This is a genomic window from Paenibacillus sp. FSL L8-0502 (assembly GCF_038593055.1).
GTDB lineage: Bacteria > Bacillota > Bacilli > Paenibacillales > Paenibacillaceae > Paenibacillus > Paenibacillus polymyxa_D.
Window position 1 is genome coordinate 450,830 of record NZ_CP151958.1, and the last position, 16,375, is coordinate 467,204.

Consider the following 16,375-nt stretch of genomic DNA (forward strand, 5'->3'; position numbering starts at 1 on the left):
AAAAGCGCAATAACCTGAAGAAGAAGCGCGAACCGGTTTGATCCGATTTTGCGCTTCTTTTGACCTTTTATGCAATCATTCTGGGGATTCTCGAAGGGAGAGAAGGAAGACGGAGATACGTCAGCTTCAATACTTCATTGCGGTATGCGAGGAACTGCATTTTACGAAAGCTTCGGAAAAGATCGGAATCTCCCAACCCACACTTAGCTTGCAAATTAAGGCGTTGGAAGAGGAATTGGGCATGACTCTTTTTGACCGTGCAGGCAAGAAAATTAAGATGACAGATGCCGGGAAATTGTTGCTGCAACACAGTGCACATGCGCTCAAGGATTTACAGCAAGCAAAGGCTTCCATTGAGGAGTTGCGCACCGAGCAACGCGGGAGTTTGCGGATTGGTATCGCATTACCGGAGCTGGAGGAACCATTACAAGAAATGTTTATCCATTTTCATCAGTCATTTCCTAGAGTCAGCTTGCACATCCATCCATCATTTGATGTCACAGAACAGCTGCTGGATAACCGAGTGGATGTTGGCATCACGCTGCATTCGGGTACGGATGAAAGGCTTGTCCAGCTTCCTCTTCGTACGGAGAACTACTGTCTTGTTGTTCCGGTAGAGCATGTGTTTTCCAACCGTTCTTCCATTACGCTGGACGAATTGAGGCATGTACCCTGGGGGATGCAGCCAGAGTGTCATCCCGGCAGGAAACTGATTGAGAAGTGCTTCCGTGATCGCGGGTATCCTTTTGCAACCGTCTTGGAGACCAATTCCATACCTTCCATCCTGCGCTGGGTGCAGGATGGACTTGCCGTAACCCTACAGACGGAGTCCCTTGCAACAGAATTGGATCACTCACAATTTTGCACTGTACCTATTTTGTGCGACGTGCTCCAGGGTCAGCTAGAGCTGGTTTATCGGTCTGGCCGTTATCAGGGAGAAGCGTTGAAGCAATTGATTAAAGAGATACAAGCTGTACTAACCGTGCGTTCCAACTAGTGGCAACCCTGATGAGTATCACGAGCTTTAATGTGTACGAACTTCCAGCCTGCGTGCAATCAGTGACATACTGTAATTGACAGCAAAGTACAGGAAAGCTGCGAACAGCAGGGCTGGAATGACAAAGGATTGATTTTGCCCACCGACAATCTGAATATTATGCGTCAGCTCCGGCAAACTGATAATGACAGCCAGTGAGGTATCCTTGAATAGGGAAATGAACTGGCTGACAATCGGGGGCACCATGCGACGAAGCGCTTGGGGCAGAATGATATGCCATAAGGTTTGAGAATAGCTTAGACCAGAGGAACGTGCGGCTTCCACCTGTCCTTTATGGACCGAATTCAGACCGCTACGCACAATCTCAGCAATCATGGCTCCCTCGAAGATCGACAGGCCTGTAATGGCTGCCCACTTGAGGGAAATGGAAAGACCGATAGATGGTAAAACCATACCGATGAAGAAAATAATGAGCAATAATGGAAGATTACGAATGAGATCAATGATAAAGGCTGCAACCTGTGAAATGACAGGTAAGCGGGTATAGCGCAGAATGCCGAATAAGATACCAAGAGCGAAGCTGAACACGATAGAGTAAATAGCAACCTCCAGCGTGAGCAGGAAGCCCTCCAGTATAAAACGCACATTAGGCCACACAAACAATCCACCGAAATCCATACAGGCTTCCCTCCTTAGGATGTTTTGGACAGACGCCGTTCCATGTACAGTACAAGAAAGCTAAGCGGAACTGTCAAGATAAGATACAACAACGCCGTGATGGCGTAGACTGTGATGGGCAGGAAGGTATCCGAGTTAATGAGGTCCGAGTAATACATGAGGTCCAGCCCGGCCACAATAGCCAGCACGGAAGAGTTTTTGACCAGATTAATGAATTGGTTGCCGATCGCAGGCAGTACAATTTTGATGGCTTGCGGTAAAATAATGCTGATCATCGTCTGGTTGTAACTCAACCCGGAGGACCTTGCCGCTTCAAATTGCCCCTTGGGCACAGATTGAATGCCGGCACGTATGGCTTCAGCAATAAAGGAGGCTGTGTATACGGTCAATCCAAGCGTTCCAGATACGAATCCGTCCAAAGGGATGCCCAAAGTGGGAAGCCCGAGATAAAAAAACAGCACGACGATCAGCAATGGGATATTGCGGATGACCTCTACATAGACGGTACCGATCCAGTTTAGCCATTTAAAAGGCGCAATTCGGAGGATGGCAATAATAGCCCCCAGAATAAAGCTTCCGATCAAGGCAATGACACTAGCTTGAACGGTATGAAGCAAGCCTTCTCTGAAACGGTCGCTATGATCGAAAAGTACGTTGATATCAAAAGTAAGCATCTACAGGTATACCTCCTTATCCAGACTTAAGAAAGGAAGGAGCTCGCAATCGCGGCTCCTTCACAAGAATACTATTCGGGCTTAACCCCAAGCCATTGCTCGTGGAGCTTATCGTATTCACCGTTGCTTTTCAGTTCCTTGATCGTATCATTAATGGCTTGTAGCAGTTCGGTTTGTCCCTTCTTTACTGCAATGCCGTAAGGTTCCTCTGTGAAGTTCCCGCCGACAAGAATATAATTCGGATCTTGTTTCTGCATGCCGAGCAGAATAGAGTTATCGGTAGTTAACGCTTCTCCTTTACCTGCTTTGAGGGCATTGAAAGCATCCTGATAGTTTTCGAATTCTAATATCGTCGCTTCTGGTGCTTTTTCACGGATATTTTTGGCGGAAGTAGAGCCTTTCACGGCGAGCACCTTGGTATTCGGGGTCAGGGACTCCAGCCCAGTGATGGGGCTCCCCTTTTTCACGAGTAGAGATTGCCCGGCGTTAAAATAGACGTCGCTAAAATCAACCTGCTTTTTACGTTCATCCGAAATGGTCATCGTCGCGATAATGGCGTCGATGTCCCCGTTTTGCAATAAGGTGATTCGTGTTTTGGACGTGACTTCTTTTAGTTCAAGTTTGGTTTCATCGCCAAAAATATGTTTGGCTACAGCCTTGGCGATGTCGATATCAAAGCCTTCTACTTTTCCGCTAGCCGGGTCTTTCAGTCCGAACAGCTTGGTATCGTATTTCACACCAACGACTAGTTTGCCACGCTGTTTGATCGCTTCCAGCCCGTTGGCTGCTGCCGGCTCATTTCCCGACGTTGCCGCTCCTTCTTTGCCTCCGCAGCCTGCCAAGACGAGCAGACAAGATAAAGCTACCAGCACCAAAGTACTCCATTGAAATCTTTTTCTCATCCGAACATTCCCCTTTCGATTTACGCTACATTGGTAGTCTGTTTAATGATGAATCAGACGGCTCAGGAACAGGCGGGCCCGTTCTTCACCCGGATTCTGAAAAAATTCGGCAGGTTGGCTGTCTTCCAAAATCTGTCCTTTGTCCATAAAAATCACGCGGTCCGCCACTTCACGTGCAAAGCCCATTTCATGAGTGACAATGACCATTGTGATGCCCTGATGGGCGAGCGAGCGCATAACATCCAGTACCTCTCCGATCGTTTCGGGATCAAGAGCTGAGGTAGGCTCGTCAAACAACATAATTTTTGGATTCATCGCGAGCCCGCGGGCGATCGCGACCCGCTGCTGCTGTCCACCAGACAATTGGGCGGGGTAGCTCTGTGCCTTTTCCTCGATTCCGACGCGCTTTAGATAAGTGATGGCTGTTTGAGTAGCTTCTTCTTTCGAGATGCCCAGTACCTTCATAGGTGCCAGTACAATGTTTTCAATTACCTTTTTGTGGGGATACAGATTGAAATGCTGGAACACCATTCCGATATTGCGACGGAAGGCATTAATATCAATCTTTTTGTCATGTACAGGGATCTCGTTAACGATCAGTTCCCCATCCGATATCGTTTCCAGACGATTGATGCAGCGAAGCAGGGTGCTTTTACCCGAGCCGGAGGGACCGATGATGACGACGACCTCGCCCTCCTTAATCTGAAGATTAATGTCTTTGAGTACATGAAAGTGACCGTAATGCTTGTTGACATTGCGAAACTGGATCAGAGAGCTCACCCCTTTTAGGCTTGGATACATAGCTTAGTAGACGGATTGACATGACCAAGCTCTATTAGAATTTAAAAATTTCTCTCATGATACTATAAGCTTACAATAAAAAACAAGATTTTATGTCATAAAACTTCACGTGTAATGTATTTTGGTGTGATTTTTACTAGTGAACTATTATTTATATGATGAAAATGAGTAAACATCCGTATTTTTATGTTATTAAATTTCACATAAATTATTGATCCCCGACAAGCCAAGGGAGAAACGTGACAAAAGCAACGCTATGTTTTACAGTAGGGAAGAAGGAATTTAGGGTAAAGGAAGGTTAGACAATGACGAAAGCTATTTCACCGCTAGTCACGGCATTGGGCATGGAGCCCCATCCAGAAGGCGGCTGGTACAAAGAGATGTGGAAGGCCAATTTTCAAATTCCGAAGCCTGTATTGCCGGATGTATATTCTGGTCCGCGCTTTGCAGCTTCGTCTACGTATTTCTTGCTGCATCCGGGCGAGTTCTCCGAGTGGCACGTGGTCCATTCTGATGAGCTGTGGTTATATCATAGCGGAAGCCCTGTAGAGTTGAAATTGGGTGGAAGCGGAGAAGAGCCTGGTGAAGAAACTGTGATTATTGTTGGTGCAGATGTGGAGGCAGGACAGCATCCACAAGCACTCGTCCCAGGAGCAGTATGGCAAACGGCACGTCCGCTTGGGGATGAGCCCGTACTGGTAACCTGTGTGGTTGCACCAGGATTCCACTTTGATGATTTCAAGTTGATTGCCAAGAATCCAACTGAATCGTAATGTGAACATTGGCGGGTGTATTTCTGTAAATGAACAGGAATGGCCCGCCTGATTTATTTTTACTCATAAAAATAGGCGCTTTAATGGCTTTAGGTGCTTAGTTTGGCCTGAACAATGAGACGATGGGTGGGATTTATGAGAGGGTCACATGTAATCAGGGTGAGCAGCTTTTGTTTTTTGAAGCTTTTCAGAACAGACACGTCCGTAGGATCGACCATCTTCAGGCTATAAACGCTATATACATATTGGTTACCCCGAGTGTTAACAACAATCTTATCCCCGATCTTCAATTCATTTAGACGATTAAATAAACGTCCAGAGGTGCGGGCTCGATGAGCAGCAATGGCGGCATTCCCCGCCTGTCCCAGCGTCCCCGTTTCCGGCATATGTACAGCCGCGTGTCTCATATTTATCCTCGTTGCGCCTTCCAATACAGGGAGCTTTAAAGCAATACGACTTATACTAATAGTGGCTATGGGAGTTTGTTCATTAGCGCTTCCAATGGTAACAGGGGGTGTGGAAGTATTTTGTCGTGCTTCACGAGCCGGGACTTCCGTAAGAGTAGTGGACAAGCGAGCATAGCTGTCCGTAAGACTGGGGGGCCATAGCGCATCGCTTTTTCCTGATGGTAGTTCTGCTGCTTTTAATAGCTTGCTTTGTTCCCGATCCTCATTCCATTCCGTCGCTTTAGGAAACAAAATAAAAAGTAAGCCTAACAAAATAAATACGTAGGAAAGTTTACGCAGACTCAGCAATCTCGCCTCCCCTAAGCAAAGTACGGATTATACATATTTTTTTGAAAAATGCCCCATTCCCGGCTCATTCCAATCGGAAATGGAATGAGGCGAGAGATCAGGGCAGGTGATCCATTTTACTTTTTGTTCGTCCGTGTGAATTTCAACAATACGCCCCACATAACCAACGCTATGCCTGTCAAATAGAACGGAACGGGGCTGCTTTCACCTGTTTGGGGCAACTGATGTACCGCAGGTGGATCCTCTGGCTCTTCTGGCTCTTTCCCGGGAACCTTGACACGGATCTTAGGTTTGGGATCGTCTTTCGAATCCACCGGAGGAGAAGGATCTTGATGAGGCATGACGGCTGGCGGCTCCGGCGGTATAGGTGCAGGTTCCTCCTGTAGAAGGGCTATGTCCTCCGGAGACATTGGCAATGACGGAGGAACGGTTACAGACGGAGTATCGGGTATTTCCGGATCTCTGTCATGTTTCTTACCTGAGCCTCCAGACGGGGGTGACGGGTCTGGATGAGTAGGCGTTCCTGGTTCGTTTTTCTTTTCTTTACGGTTGGTGATCACAATCTTTTTTACACCAGAGCTTTGTCGCAGTGTTGCGTCTATTTTGATCTCAAGCTTGCTCTCGGTGATTTTATAGCCCTCCGGTGCTGCCAATTCCTCCAAGATGTAATCGTCATGAAGCAAGGAGGAAAAGATGATTTTGCCTTCCTGATTGGTGGTCTGAATGAGAGGGGCTCTTTTTTGACCTTTATCATAGAGTGCAAACTGTGCGCCAGGCAGTACCTTCTCAGGCATATCCTGGTCTACCTTGGTCAACTCAAGACTTTCGGTCACACCCCCGCCGGAACCGGAGCCGGAAGACGTTCGTACAATGATTTCCTGGCTGGTTTCCCGTATCTCTGTCGTCAAGCGATCCCCCTCAAAGGCAACCTTATTACTCACTTTGGCTTTGTCCTCAGCATGAATGAATGATTGGTATTCAAGAATAAAAGCAGAGGAAATATCCTTGGCAAAAGCAAGTTCAAAAGTTTGCTGGCCTTGAGCATCTGTTTTGATATACAGCTTGTAATCTTGGTTTCTAATCAACTCGGTGCCCTTGGTGGTATTTCCGTTGGCAGCGATGATTGTAGAGTACAAATGAAAGGAATCCTCGATTAAGATTTGATTGCTGCTAGGCTGATCTATAATTTTAGCGTTGGATACATGTGACTGTCCTTCATTGATGCGGATGCTCCAGTCGATCTTATTTCCATTTTGTGTACCGACTTTAGATACATATTCTCCACCATGAGGTACCGTGACTTGCGCTGCCCATTTGGAGACTGTTTTTTGTCCATCCAGTAGAAGGGCTTGATTATGAATTTCCTTGTCAATCAGTTCTCCTTCCAATGAAGTTTGAAAGGTAATCCAGTAGGGAGTCTGTATCTGCTCCTTGAACTGGATACGCAATTCATTCCCATTTTGCTCGGAGGGAGGGATAATGGTGTATTGATCTGCCGGGATTTCAGCCCCTTTTTGTACGCCATCCCACCATCCCAGCAAGGTCATATCGTGTACTTTCACGGAGCCGGGCAGTAACTTCTGACCTTGCAGCAAGGGGTCTCTCACTTCCGCGTGGTTTAGGATCTTGCGATTGTAGTTGGCTTTAATGTCCCAGGTAATGAGCTTGGAGGTCGCATTATAGCTTCCTTGCTTGGCACCGTTTCGTTGTGTCATAAAGTCCGGCCAGATCGGGCACTCCACGGCATGCGATGATGTTTCTCCGTCTTCAAACTGGTATTCTATAATGGATTTATTACGAAACTCAGGCTTCGTCGTATCCGTTTTCCAGTCATTGTTATAGGTGGTTGAATACTTGATCGTATAAGCTTTATGAATGGTTTTATGAAATTTGAGCGTAAATCCTTGTTTATAGTCCTGTGATAGCGGAATCAGCTCATAATCCGTGGGGGCACGTAGCTTCGTTGTTCCGTCAACAGTTTGAATTTTCAGGGTGTCCGGCAACAAGGCCAAGCCCCCGTTTGGAAACACATCGTGAATGACAATATTTTTCATGGTGTACAAGTCTGTATTAATGGTAATCACCCAAGGTATGATTTTGGTGTTGTAATTGGGTGTGTCATACATTTTAGTCATAACTCCGCTTGTGATTTCTGTCGATACGATCTTCTGGATTCCATCTGAGGTTATGATGTTTATAACTTTTCCATTTTCATAGACACGGCCTCTGGCTTGAGTCTGGTATCGGATGGTATAGGCTGAATCTACGTCAAAGTTAAATTGAAGTTTGAAGCCGTTGCGGTCCGGATAATCAACTGGGATGACAGTATACGCCCACGATGGGAGTTCCTCCAGCGTGTTTCCTTTAAATACTTTCAAGGAACCGGGTAGCAATTCTTGAGTTTTGTTGAAATGATCAATTAAAAGAGCTTTGGCTTCGGGGATTTTTGTCTCGCCGAAGTTGTATCGTATGGCCCACGAGAGTGTTTGTGTGGCATGATCATATTTTTCAACCTTTTTGGACAAAAACTCACCACGTTCTACCTGAACAGTACCGGTAGCAGCAACGTTCTCTATCGCATCTCCTGAAAGCGTTGCTGTGTTGGAAAAACGAGTTTCGTCGCCAGTAATGCGCGTGGAATATTGAATCTGGTAGGCCGTGTTCATGCTATCGTCTTGAAAACGAATCACAAACCCTGTCCCGGCTTGATCTGCTTCAATGGCATATTCACTCGCATTTACTAGGTCTCGAACAACGGTCGATCCGTCGATATTGACTTGGAGATGATAGAGCCGGATAGAGTCTCTTCTGAGTTCCAGTCCTAAAGGAATTGGATCGGTGATGAAGGCATGCTTTACGGTGTTTAGCTGTTTGTTCACATCAATGGTCCAGTCGATCTGATTTGTGCCAGCTAGTTTCCCTTGTTTGCTTAGGGTCGGCCCTGACTGGGGCTTTACATTCACGATGACCGTTTGCACCCCGCCTTTGATCGGAATCGCAATGATGACCTCTGTACTACCTTTCACTATTTCTTTTGTAAACTCGGTTTTGATTTGCAGTTTGCCGCTGACATTGGAATGAGTCTCTACATATGGGTTAAAGGTCATGATCACCTTGCCCTGACGATCTACTGTGAAGTATCCCACGGTTCCGTCGGTAGTGACTAACGGAGATGAGATATCAGTGTAGATGACAAACTGTTCTGGTAAGTGAAAGGTGAAAGTGTCTCCTGACTTATAGGTATTGTCAGGAAGCTCCCATTCATAGCCTAGTTGGATGGCTGATCCGATGTCGAATTGGCTGTCGGGACTATATACTGCATCAATGACATGCCCTGATTCGTCGGTCAGGCTCAACTTCGTTAGTATGCTCTGCGGAGTTGCATCATGTTGAGATTTTGAACTGACTGCTCCTTGAACGAAGGGGGGCGTGTTTGAAGGAATCTCCCTGGGAGGTTCAAGGTTTGGGACACCGTATACAGCATCCGTAACGGTATGTGTAGGATCGGATACAGCACTCTGCGGCAGTTCTGGGGCTGGAGCATCTGCGTAAGCCAGTGTTGCGTTGAAAAAGCTTTGGACAATGAGCAATAAGGCAATGATCATTACATTTATTTTTGTTCTCATGCTCCAAGTGATTCTCCTATTCATCGTAATATGGCAATGCTTCGTTCGAAATTAGTATATTCAGCATGCTAGGCTGACATGACTATCCCAATAGAAAAAAAAGCCCTGATCATAGCGATCAGGGCTTTTTTCGAGATAGGCATAGCAAATTGTGGTGGATCTATGTAAAAAAGGGCATAATAAAAAGCTCGTTCATCTGGTAGCTGGCTGCCATCCGGATAGGAAGGCCCTATAGTTTTGCGTCACTGCCTTTCGACAGCTTTGCCATTAACTTGAATAGCTTGTGCGTCTATCATCTATCAAACTGGTTTCATGTAACCTCTCATTTACAGCTTGGAACGGTTCCCCCACTTTTTGCGGAAGGAATGAGGTGTTTCTCCTACATGCTCCTTGAACAGGTTAATAAAATGGCTCGTATTGGGAATACCTACGTACCTTGCGATATCCACAATGGACATGTCACTGGTTTTAAGCCAGCTTTGAGCGGCCGTGATACGGACATTAATGAGATAATCAATCGGAGAGAAACCGATCTGCTTTTTGAAATTTTTAGCCAGATTAAACTTGTTTAATTCAAACATATCTGCCAGCGAGTCCAGTGTTATTCGCTCACAGTAGGACTGATCCAAATATTGCTGTACCCGACGTACTTCGCTGAGGGTTTCAGCATTCACATGCTGGTGATCATAGGGATGCTGCAAGATGCACATCAGTATTTCACCAATGAGCCTGGACGTTAGCAGTTCAGCGGAAAGACTTCTGTCAGACTGCCCACAAATCAGAGCATGCAGTTTGTCCAATATAATATACGGATTATGCATGGATATTACCGGTTTATTATGCTTGGCAAATTGTTCGTAAAAGTTTCCGATCAGGTTGCCGTACAGGTATAAGCTGATAAACTCCCAGGCTTCATGACCGGAGGTGCTATATTGCACATACTCCTCACAATTAATAAAAAACAAATCATGAGGCTTTAAAATATATTTCTTGTCCCGGTATAGTAATTCTCCCTTACCAGACAACGTAAAAACAAGCAAAAAAGAGGCGAGTTCTTTTCTTTCCACCGTAAAAGCAGAAGTTTTTTGGAAGTAGCCTAATTCCTGAATATATAAAAGGGATTGCTTGGCAAAAGCGGAGGGAGTGCGCACAATTACGACAGGTTCGCCGTTCCAGAGGCCCTCGTTGTTTTTTTGGTCTGTTGTCATATTCAATTCCTTTACAAAGAAGCAATTTTATCTAGCTTATCTTGGTTTGATTTAACCAATATATAATGGCTGATTAAACATGATTTACTATATAAAAGTTTATTTTATCACATGAAATATGTCTATATATCAAAATATGTTTGTAAGTTTTATAGAAGCCTCGCTCTTATGGACATCTAACCTGATCGTCCGTATAAAAGGTCGAATATTGTTGAAAGAATTCTGAGGTCATCATGGATTCAAATCCTTTCTGGGGTCAAAGATAGAATTAGTGCTGAAAAAGATATCTTACATGCCCATTCAACTTTTCCCTTCACTTCTCCTTTCGGTTTAAGAAATTTAGGACTTGGTTCTGATAAAATGGTTCGTAAGGCTTATTATTAAAAATGAGATTTTGGGCCTAGTGTTGTGATTTAGTTCACGAACATGAATGTAAAAAAGAGAGATATATGCATAAAAAATTACGCAAAAAGTGACCTTACGCGTTTCATCAAGAGTGCTTTCAACTTTGGAAATGACACGGGCAATGATATGATGGGTAATACAGGTATAGTGCTTTACTTACTCGACAGTCAGTTTGGAGGATTACAGGATGGGAAAACCCAAAAATACGAAAACCGCAGCGGCTTGGTCGCTTGTTATTCTAGGGGCAGGCTTTGCAGCCACATTGCCCTTCCAGCAATATGGCTGGGCTCGTTTGTTAGCCGGAGCTTTTGAGGCAGGACTTGTAGGGGGACTGGCGGACTGGTTCGCTGTCACTGCTTTGTTTCGTCATCCGCTAGGCATTCCGATACCACATACCGCGCTGCTTCCTAAAAATAGGGACAAGCTCACAAATGCCTTGGTGAGTACGGTGGAAAATAACTTGCTAAACAAAGACAGCATCGCGTCTAAAATTGCAGATATTCGTTTGGCCGATTTGGTGCTGGGTGGTGTGGAAAAAGGTTTGCGCACGCCGGAGGCGGCGGCATCCATAGATGTTCTTGCCAAGCGGCTCGTCCAGTCGCTCCCGCTCGCGGAATTGGCTCCGGTCATCGTGGCAGAGCTCAAGCGGCAGATGACTGACTTTGACGCCGGACCGCTGCTGGAGGCGCTTGCTCGTCAGACCAGCGAGAAGGGTTATGATCGCCGCGCGCTGGATTACACGCTGGAACAAGCCGAGTCCTGGCTTTTGCGACCCGAAACGGGCTATACGCTGGGTACCTTAGGTATGCAGGCTGTCAGCGGTTTGCAGGTGAGCGGACTGATGCAGTTTGCCTTGAACGCATTCCTCGGCTATCTGAACGAAGAGCGTATGGGTGAAATGATTCGTCATTTTTTGCTGGATCAGGTAGCAGAACTGCAACGGGAAGAGCACCCGCGCCGTCAGGCCGTGCTGGATGGTCTAAGAACACAGGTGACCCGATTGGCGACGAAAGATACGGTTCAGGAAGGGTTGAACGGCTGGAAGGATAGCCTTGTTGAAGCCTGGGAAGGTGATGCGTCGGTGCTGGGAAAAATGGAGGAACTGCGTATACGCTTATTGGACTACATGGAAGACGGAAGCTATGTGCAGACCTATATTTTACCGCTATTGGATCGAATGTTGACTGATTTAAGAGGGAATACCGAGCTGCTGGACAAGATTAATGTGCGAATTGTGGAAGGTATTACTGGACTGGTGGAAGCCAACCATAGTCGGATTGGTAACTTGGTGCGCGAAAATGTAGACAAAATGGATAACAAATCCCTGATTGCACTGATGGAGGACAAACTGGGACAGGATTTGCAGTGGATACGTATTAATGGCGCAGTTACAGGCTTCCTGATCGGCATTGTGCTGACAGGTATCCGTATGCTAATCCAATAGATCAGAAAAAGCTACAGATAGGGTTGTGGAAGCATGAGGCTTTGGCATGAACATTTAATCGACAAGTTACCCCGTCCGCAACTGCTGGGGCAACATCGTGAGTGCTGTGCCCTGCGCGGGAATGGGTGGGGCAAGCCACACGCCACGGTGAATTATGTGTTCGATTATCACCCCATGCTGCTGGTGCGCTATCATAGGCTCATTATGGACGAAATGAAAAGCAGAGGGTACAATGTTGACCCACTATGGGAACAGCCTTTGTATCGCGGTAAGCAGTGTGAGCCTTGGGAGGCAGAGCTGGGTGAGGAACTGGCAGGCGCGGGTGCATATGTGGAGCATGACGATGAGTATATGAAGGAGTGCCTGGATAACCTGGCTTCCAAGGGGATTTTAATAGAAATTGAAGTGACCTAAAAAAGACGGGCTGTGGTAGGTTCATCATTCAGATGAAGTGCCGCAAGCCCGCTTTTTTGATGCTTCAATGTTCATCGTTTGGGAGAGAATCGGGATATTAGATTACAGAATCCAGCGTGTGACCTTTTCCAGGGGTTGTCTGGATTTTTCACGTTTGGGTTCATGAGCGCGATAACCGAAGGCAGCAATGACTGAAATATCGAGCAGCCCGTTCTCCAGCAGTCCTTCTTCCTCCAAAATGGCATGCACCTGATCGTAGTTAAAACCCTCAATCGGACAGGAGTCAATACCGATCTGAGCCGCCGCGGTCATCATATTGCCTAAGGCAATATAGGTTTGCTTGGAAGCCCAGTCAAATAGCGTACGTTCGTTTTCCAGCAGGTGTTGACTTTCACCCTGGAAAATCTTATAGCGGCCTGTCAGTGAGGCAAATTCCTCCTCAGACATACCTTTAACCTCTTTATACATATACTCCACGTAAGGAGAATCATAACGAACATCCTTGCGCGCCAAAATCAGGATGACGTGGCTAGCCGCAGGAATCTGCTTTTGGCCACCGCTGGAAACCGCAGCCAGCTTCTCTCTTAATGCCTGATTTTGTACAACTACAAACTGCCATGGTTCAAAACCGACGGAGCTTGGAGAAAGTCGCCCGGTTTCGAGAATGAACTGAAAATCCTCTTCCGGTATGATGCGATTGGGATCAAATTCTTTCGTGGCGTGCCTGAACAGAAAGGCGTCCAGAATTTCCTGTTTTTTAGCTGATGTATTAGACATAAAATGTACTCCTTTGGGTATGGGTTTAGTTGGTGCTCTATGGGTTTTCTGCTACTATAATGAGAGCTGATATCGAATATATAGTTATCATATAGAAAGTTTTTGCAGGGAACAAGTACGCACATATTTGTTTCTTGTCATACGTCTGAGGCTATTGGTTTACACATTCTACAGAAAGAAGGGTATACATGGCACAGGAGATGGAACATGCAGTTAGCGTTAATTTTGGATGTCCGGTAGCGAAAACCGTCGGGGTTATAGGCGGCAAATGGAAGGGAGTCATCTTGTATCATTTGACCACAGGACCGCGGCGCTATAACGAAATTCGACGGACCTTGCCTAATATTACACAGCGGATGCTAACCTTGCAGTTGCGTGAATTAGAGAGAGATGGCATTGTGCACCGTGAAATTTATAACGAGAACCCACCGCGTGTGGAATACTCGCTTACCCCGTTAGGAGATACGTTAAGGCCATTGCTGGATTTTATGAGAGACTGGGGGATCTTCTATGGAGAACAGGGTTGCGAGCCTGTGACGACAACTTCCAAATCAGGCAAGCACTTTTGTTAAAGGGAATGAAGAAAGCCCGCCAGATGATTTCATAGAAGACTCATAAGAAATCATCTGGCGGGCGAAATAAGGTCGGTTTTACTTGGATAAAATGTACACTTATTTAAACTCGATGGCTTCGTTCATCTGTGACCAGGCCGTTTCTCCAATGATGCCCAAGCGCCAGATAGCGATTCCTTTGAGGTCATAACGTTTGGCTAAACCGATCTTGGCGTTAACGGTGCTGTCTTTTTCGCTACCCATCGAAATCCCCAAAATGAGCTTGTCCCGCGAGGTTTCCTTCAAGGCCAGTTGGATGGCTTCATCCACTTTTTCCAAAGGCTCAGGTGTAGCCTTTTGTCCGTAATCATAAGCCATGATGATCAGATCGTCCGCCAGATTGCCCAGCGTTTTGTAGTCATAGCCAGAGTAAGAGCTGTTCAGCGGATGCAGAACGACGGTGAGCTTGAGCCCGGCCTGATGCGCTTTGGTCGATAGCTTTTTAATAAAGGTGTTGTAGTCTGAACGAGCTTTGGCTTTGTCGCCGCTCCAGCCCAATCCTTCCAGGTCTAGCGTAATGCCTTTAAATTGTTTGTCGGTGGCGGTGCTGACAATTTGGGAAATGGTTTGTTCTTGAAGCTGCGCATTTTCCAAAACTTTGGTCAGCTCGTGATTGCCATCTCCGGAATAGACCATCAGGTAAGGGGAAGTCCCCTGGCTGTCTGCCTCCTGCACAATGGACTCTGGCGTTACAGTTCCAGCGGCTTGAGGCCATTTGTATTCTTTGCCGTTTGTGGTAAATTGTCCGTTCGTATCAATTCGACTCCAGCCGAAGGCAACGACGTTAAAATCCGGTATTTTGGATTTTTGGTCAAAGGAAGACAGCGCATAGAAGCCTACTGTATACATGGCTTCACGTGGCGATGTAATGGAGACCGTCCGCGTTCCTTGGTTCCAGTTCACCGTGGCTCCAAACTGCTGCCCGAAAAAGCCCAGCGGAATCATGGTGCTGCCGTGCACGGTTTGCGGAGCGGCTGTTAGTTGAACCGCTTGTCCGTCCACTGTGGCATTGCGGCTACCCATCTTTAGAACCACCTGCTTGGTAGAAGAGCCTTGCGCCTTGGTAGCAGTGATGCTTTGGCTGGCTTGATCCCATTTCACTGTAATGCCAAGAGCCTCAGAAATCGCACGAAAGGGAACCATGGTCGTGCCGTTCATCATGGCAGGTTGTACAGGGAACGGTAATGCATATCCGTCCAGCATAATGCTGATCTTGCCGGCTTCAGCTTGTGCCAAGGGGCTATAGATGCCCACTGTGGTACTCAGAAAAATAGCACTAGATAACAGAGCTTTATTTACGATTTTCATCCTATGATCTCCTATGCTCAATAGATTGCAATGCTATCATGTTAGAATCGTGAGGGTTCTACCTATTTTACCAAAAAAATGATAGAAAGGTGAATGTGAAATAATAGGATGAGATGAATCTGAGTATGTATTAAAGCTGACTATTAATCGTTTTCTTTCATACAAAAAAAGCTGACACCTTTTAAATAGGTATCAGCTTTTTCTTTTTAAAACGCTCTTAACTTTATACGTAACCCAGATTACTTGCGGCGCTTGAGTGCAATGCCGACAGCTGTGGCACCAAGAACGACTGCAATGATCGAGAGAACGAGTGCTGTCGTTTGTGCAGCAGAGCTGGCTGGAGCAGAAGCGGCAGGTGCAGCTTCTACAGCATTGTTCGAAGCAGGTGCGGGGTTGCTATCATTAGCCGTATCTGTGCTGGCGTGGCCTGCTGCCGTACCCGCCGAATCGTGTCCGCTGTCTGCGGCAGGGGCAGGAGTTGCGGACGTGGCATCCGCCGTGATTTCGGTAATGGAATGAGGATTGCTACTTCCTTCGTCGCCTGTCCATTCCACGATACTTCCGTCACTGTAATACTGGAAGGCGTCCCAGGCTGCTGCGGTATTCTGGTCTGCATTTTGCGCTACAAAGCCGAAACGCTGATACTGACCTGCTTGAATGCCGTCTTTTTCAGTCGTCCAGGTCACGGTGATTACTTTGCCAGAGCTGTCTTTTTCGGTGGCTACCTTCCAATCCGGTACAGGCTCGTATTGTTTGAAAACGACCTTATTCGGAATTTTCAAGGCGACTTTGGTGGTTGGAATGTTTTTTTCCACGGGTACTTTCAATGTGTACGTTTCCCACGCATTAGGTTGTGAAACAGAAGGCTTGACTGTCACATGTGCACTGGCCATACCTGCAAAAAGTAAGGCACCCGCTGCGATTAGACCCACAGAGGTCGCAAACCTGGAAAATCTGGATTTTGCTGTTTGAATTGTTGTATTCATATTCAATTCGCTCCTT

General features: G+C 46.4%; 15 protein-coding genes and 1 riboswitch. Of the genes, 5 read left to right on the plus strand and 10 right to left on the minus strand.

Features of this window, described 5'->3' with window-relative positions:
* Positions 1-37 precede the first annotated feature (37 nt).
* Positions 38-997, plus strand: a complete 960-nt coding sequence (locus tag NSQ57_RS02020; RefSeq protein WP_029514670.1) for a LysR family transcriptional regulator — start codon at positions 38-40, stop codon at positions 995-997.
* A 27-nt stretch (positions 998-1,024) separates the two neighbouring features.
* Here NSQ57_RS02020 and NSQ57_RS02025 read toward each other — a convergent pair whose 3' ends face one another.
* From NSQ57_RS02025 to NSQ57_RS02040, 4 genes are all read right to left on the minus strand, one after another.
* Positions 1,025-1,675, minus strand: a complete 651-nt coding sequence (locus NSQ57_RS02025) for an amino acid ABC transporter permease (RefSeq protein ID WP_029514671.1) — start codon at positions 1,673-1,675, stop codon at positions 1,025-1,027.
* A gap of 14 nt (positions 1,676-1,689) precedes the next feature.
* The gene (locus NSQ57_RS02030) at positions 1,690-2,349 is read right to left on the minus strand and encodes an amino acid ABC transporter permease (protein ID WP_023986681.1); all 660 of its coding nucleotides are present in this window, start codon (positions 2,347-2,349) and stop codon (positions 1,690-1,692) included.
* 71 nt (positions 2,350-2,420) lie between these two features.
* Positions 2,421-3,251 carry a transporter substrate-binding domain-containing protein gene (locus NSQ57_RS02035; RefSeq protein ID WP_029514672.1) on the minus strand — a complete coding sequence of 277 codons (831 nt, stop codon included), beginning with the start codon at positions 3,249-3,251 and terminating at the stop codon, positions 2,421-2,423.
* A 42-nt stretch (positions 3,252-3,293) separates the two neighbouring features.
* The gene (locus tag NSQ57_RS02040; protein ID WP_029514673.1) at positions 3,294-4,031 is read right to left on the minus strand and encodes an amino acid ABC transporter ATP-binding protein; all 738 of its coding nucleotides are present in this window, start codon (positions 4,029-4,031) and stop codon (positions 3,294-3,296) included.
* Positions 4,032-4,357: 326 nt separating this feature from the next.
* Between NSQ57_RS02040 and NSQ57_RS02045 the strand changes: the two genes are divergently transcribed.
* Positions 4,358-4,825: a cupin domain-containing protein gene (locus NSQ57_RS02045; RefSeq protein WP_029514674.1), complete on the plus strand. Its 468-nt coding sequence runs from the start codon at positions 4,358-4,360 to the stop codon at positions 4,823-4,825.
* 89 nt (positions 4,826-4,914) lie between these two features.
* Here NSQ57_RS02045 and NSQ57_RS02050 read toward each other — a convergent pair whose 3' ends face one another.
* The 3 genes from NSQ57_RS02050 to NSQ57_RS02060 form a co-directional block, all read right to left on the minus strand.
* Positions 4,915-5,580, minus strand: a complete 666-nt coding sequence (locus NSQ57_RS02050; protein WP_069010736.1) for a class D sortase — start codon at positions 5,578-5,580, stop codon at positions 4,915-4,917.
* Between the two features lie 116 nt (positions 5,581-5,696).
* Positions 5,697-9,206, minus strand: coding sequence for a collagen binding domain-containing protein (locus tag NSQ57_RS02055; protein ID WP_342425567.1), 3,510 nt, complete (start codon positions 9,204-9,206; stop codon positions 5,697-5,699).
* Positions 9,207-9,401: 195 nt separating this feature from the next.
* Positions 9,402-9,482: riboswitch (cyclic di-GMP riboswitch) on the minus strand.
* Positions 9,483-9,532: 50 nt separating this feature from the next.
* Positions 9,533-10,414, minus strand: a complete 882-nt coding sequence (locus NSQ57_RS02060; protein ID WP_029514677.1) for an AraC family transcriptional regulator — start codon at positions 10,412-10,414, stop codon at positions 9,533-9,535.
* Positions 10,415-11,006: 592 nt separating this feature from the next.
* Here NSQ57_RS02060 and NSQ57_RS02065 point away from each other — a divergent pair.
* The gene (locus NSQ57_RS02065) at positions 11,007-12,263 is read left to right on the plus strand and encodes a DUF445 domain-containing protein (RefSeq protein WP_069290903.1); all 1,257 of its coding nucleotides are present in this window, start codon (positions 11,007-11,009) and stop codon (positions 12,261-12,263) included.
* A 33-nt stretch (positions 12,264-12,296) separates the two neighbouring features.
* Entirely contained in the window at positions 12,297-12,677 is a 381-nt protein-coding gene (locus NSQ57_RS02070; protein ID WP_029514679.1) for a TIGR02328 family protein, read from the plus strand.
* Positions 12,678-12,779: 102 nt separating this feature from the next.
* Here the strand turns inward: NSQ57_RS02070 and NSQ57_RS02075 are convergent, their stop codons facing one another.
* Positions 12,780-13,454 carry an NAD(P)H-dependent oxidoreductase gene (locus NSQ57_RS02075; RefSeq protein ID WP_342425568.1) on the minus strand — a complete coding sequence of 225 codons (675 nt, stop codon included), beginning with the start codon at positions 13,452-13,454 and terminating at the stop codon, positions 12,780-12,782.
* A 188-nt stretch (positions 13,455-13,642) separates the two neighbouring features.
* Here NSQ57_RS02075 and NSQ57_RS02080 point away from each other — a divergent pair, with 188 nt between their 5' ends.
* Positions 13,643-14,026, plus strand: coding sequence for a winged helix-turn-helix transcriptional regulator (locus tag NSQ57_RS02080; RefSeq protein ID WP_023986690.1), 384 nt, complete (start codon positions 13,643-13,645; stop codon positions 14,024-14,026).
* A 99-nt stretch (positions 14,027-14,125) separates the two neighbouring features.
* Here the strand turns inward: NSQ57_RS02080 and NSQ57_RS02085 are convergent, their stop codons facing one another.
* The gene (locus tag NSQ57_RS02085; protein ID WP_341038443.1) at positions 14,126-15,373 is read right to left on the minus strand and encodes a stalk domain-containing protein; all 1,248 of its coding nucleotides are present in this window, start codon (positions 15,371-15,373) and stop codon (positions 14,126-14,128) included.
* Positions 15,374-15,612: 239 nt separating this feature from the next.
* On the minus strand, positions 15,613-16,359 hold the full coding sequence (locus NSQ57_RS02090; protein ID WP_342425569.1) for a DUF1775 domain-containing protein: 747 nt from the start codon (positions 16,357-16,359) through the stop codon (positions 15,613-15,615).
* Between the last annotated feature and the right edge of the window lie 16 nt (positions 16,360-16,375).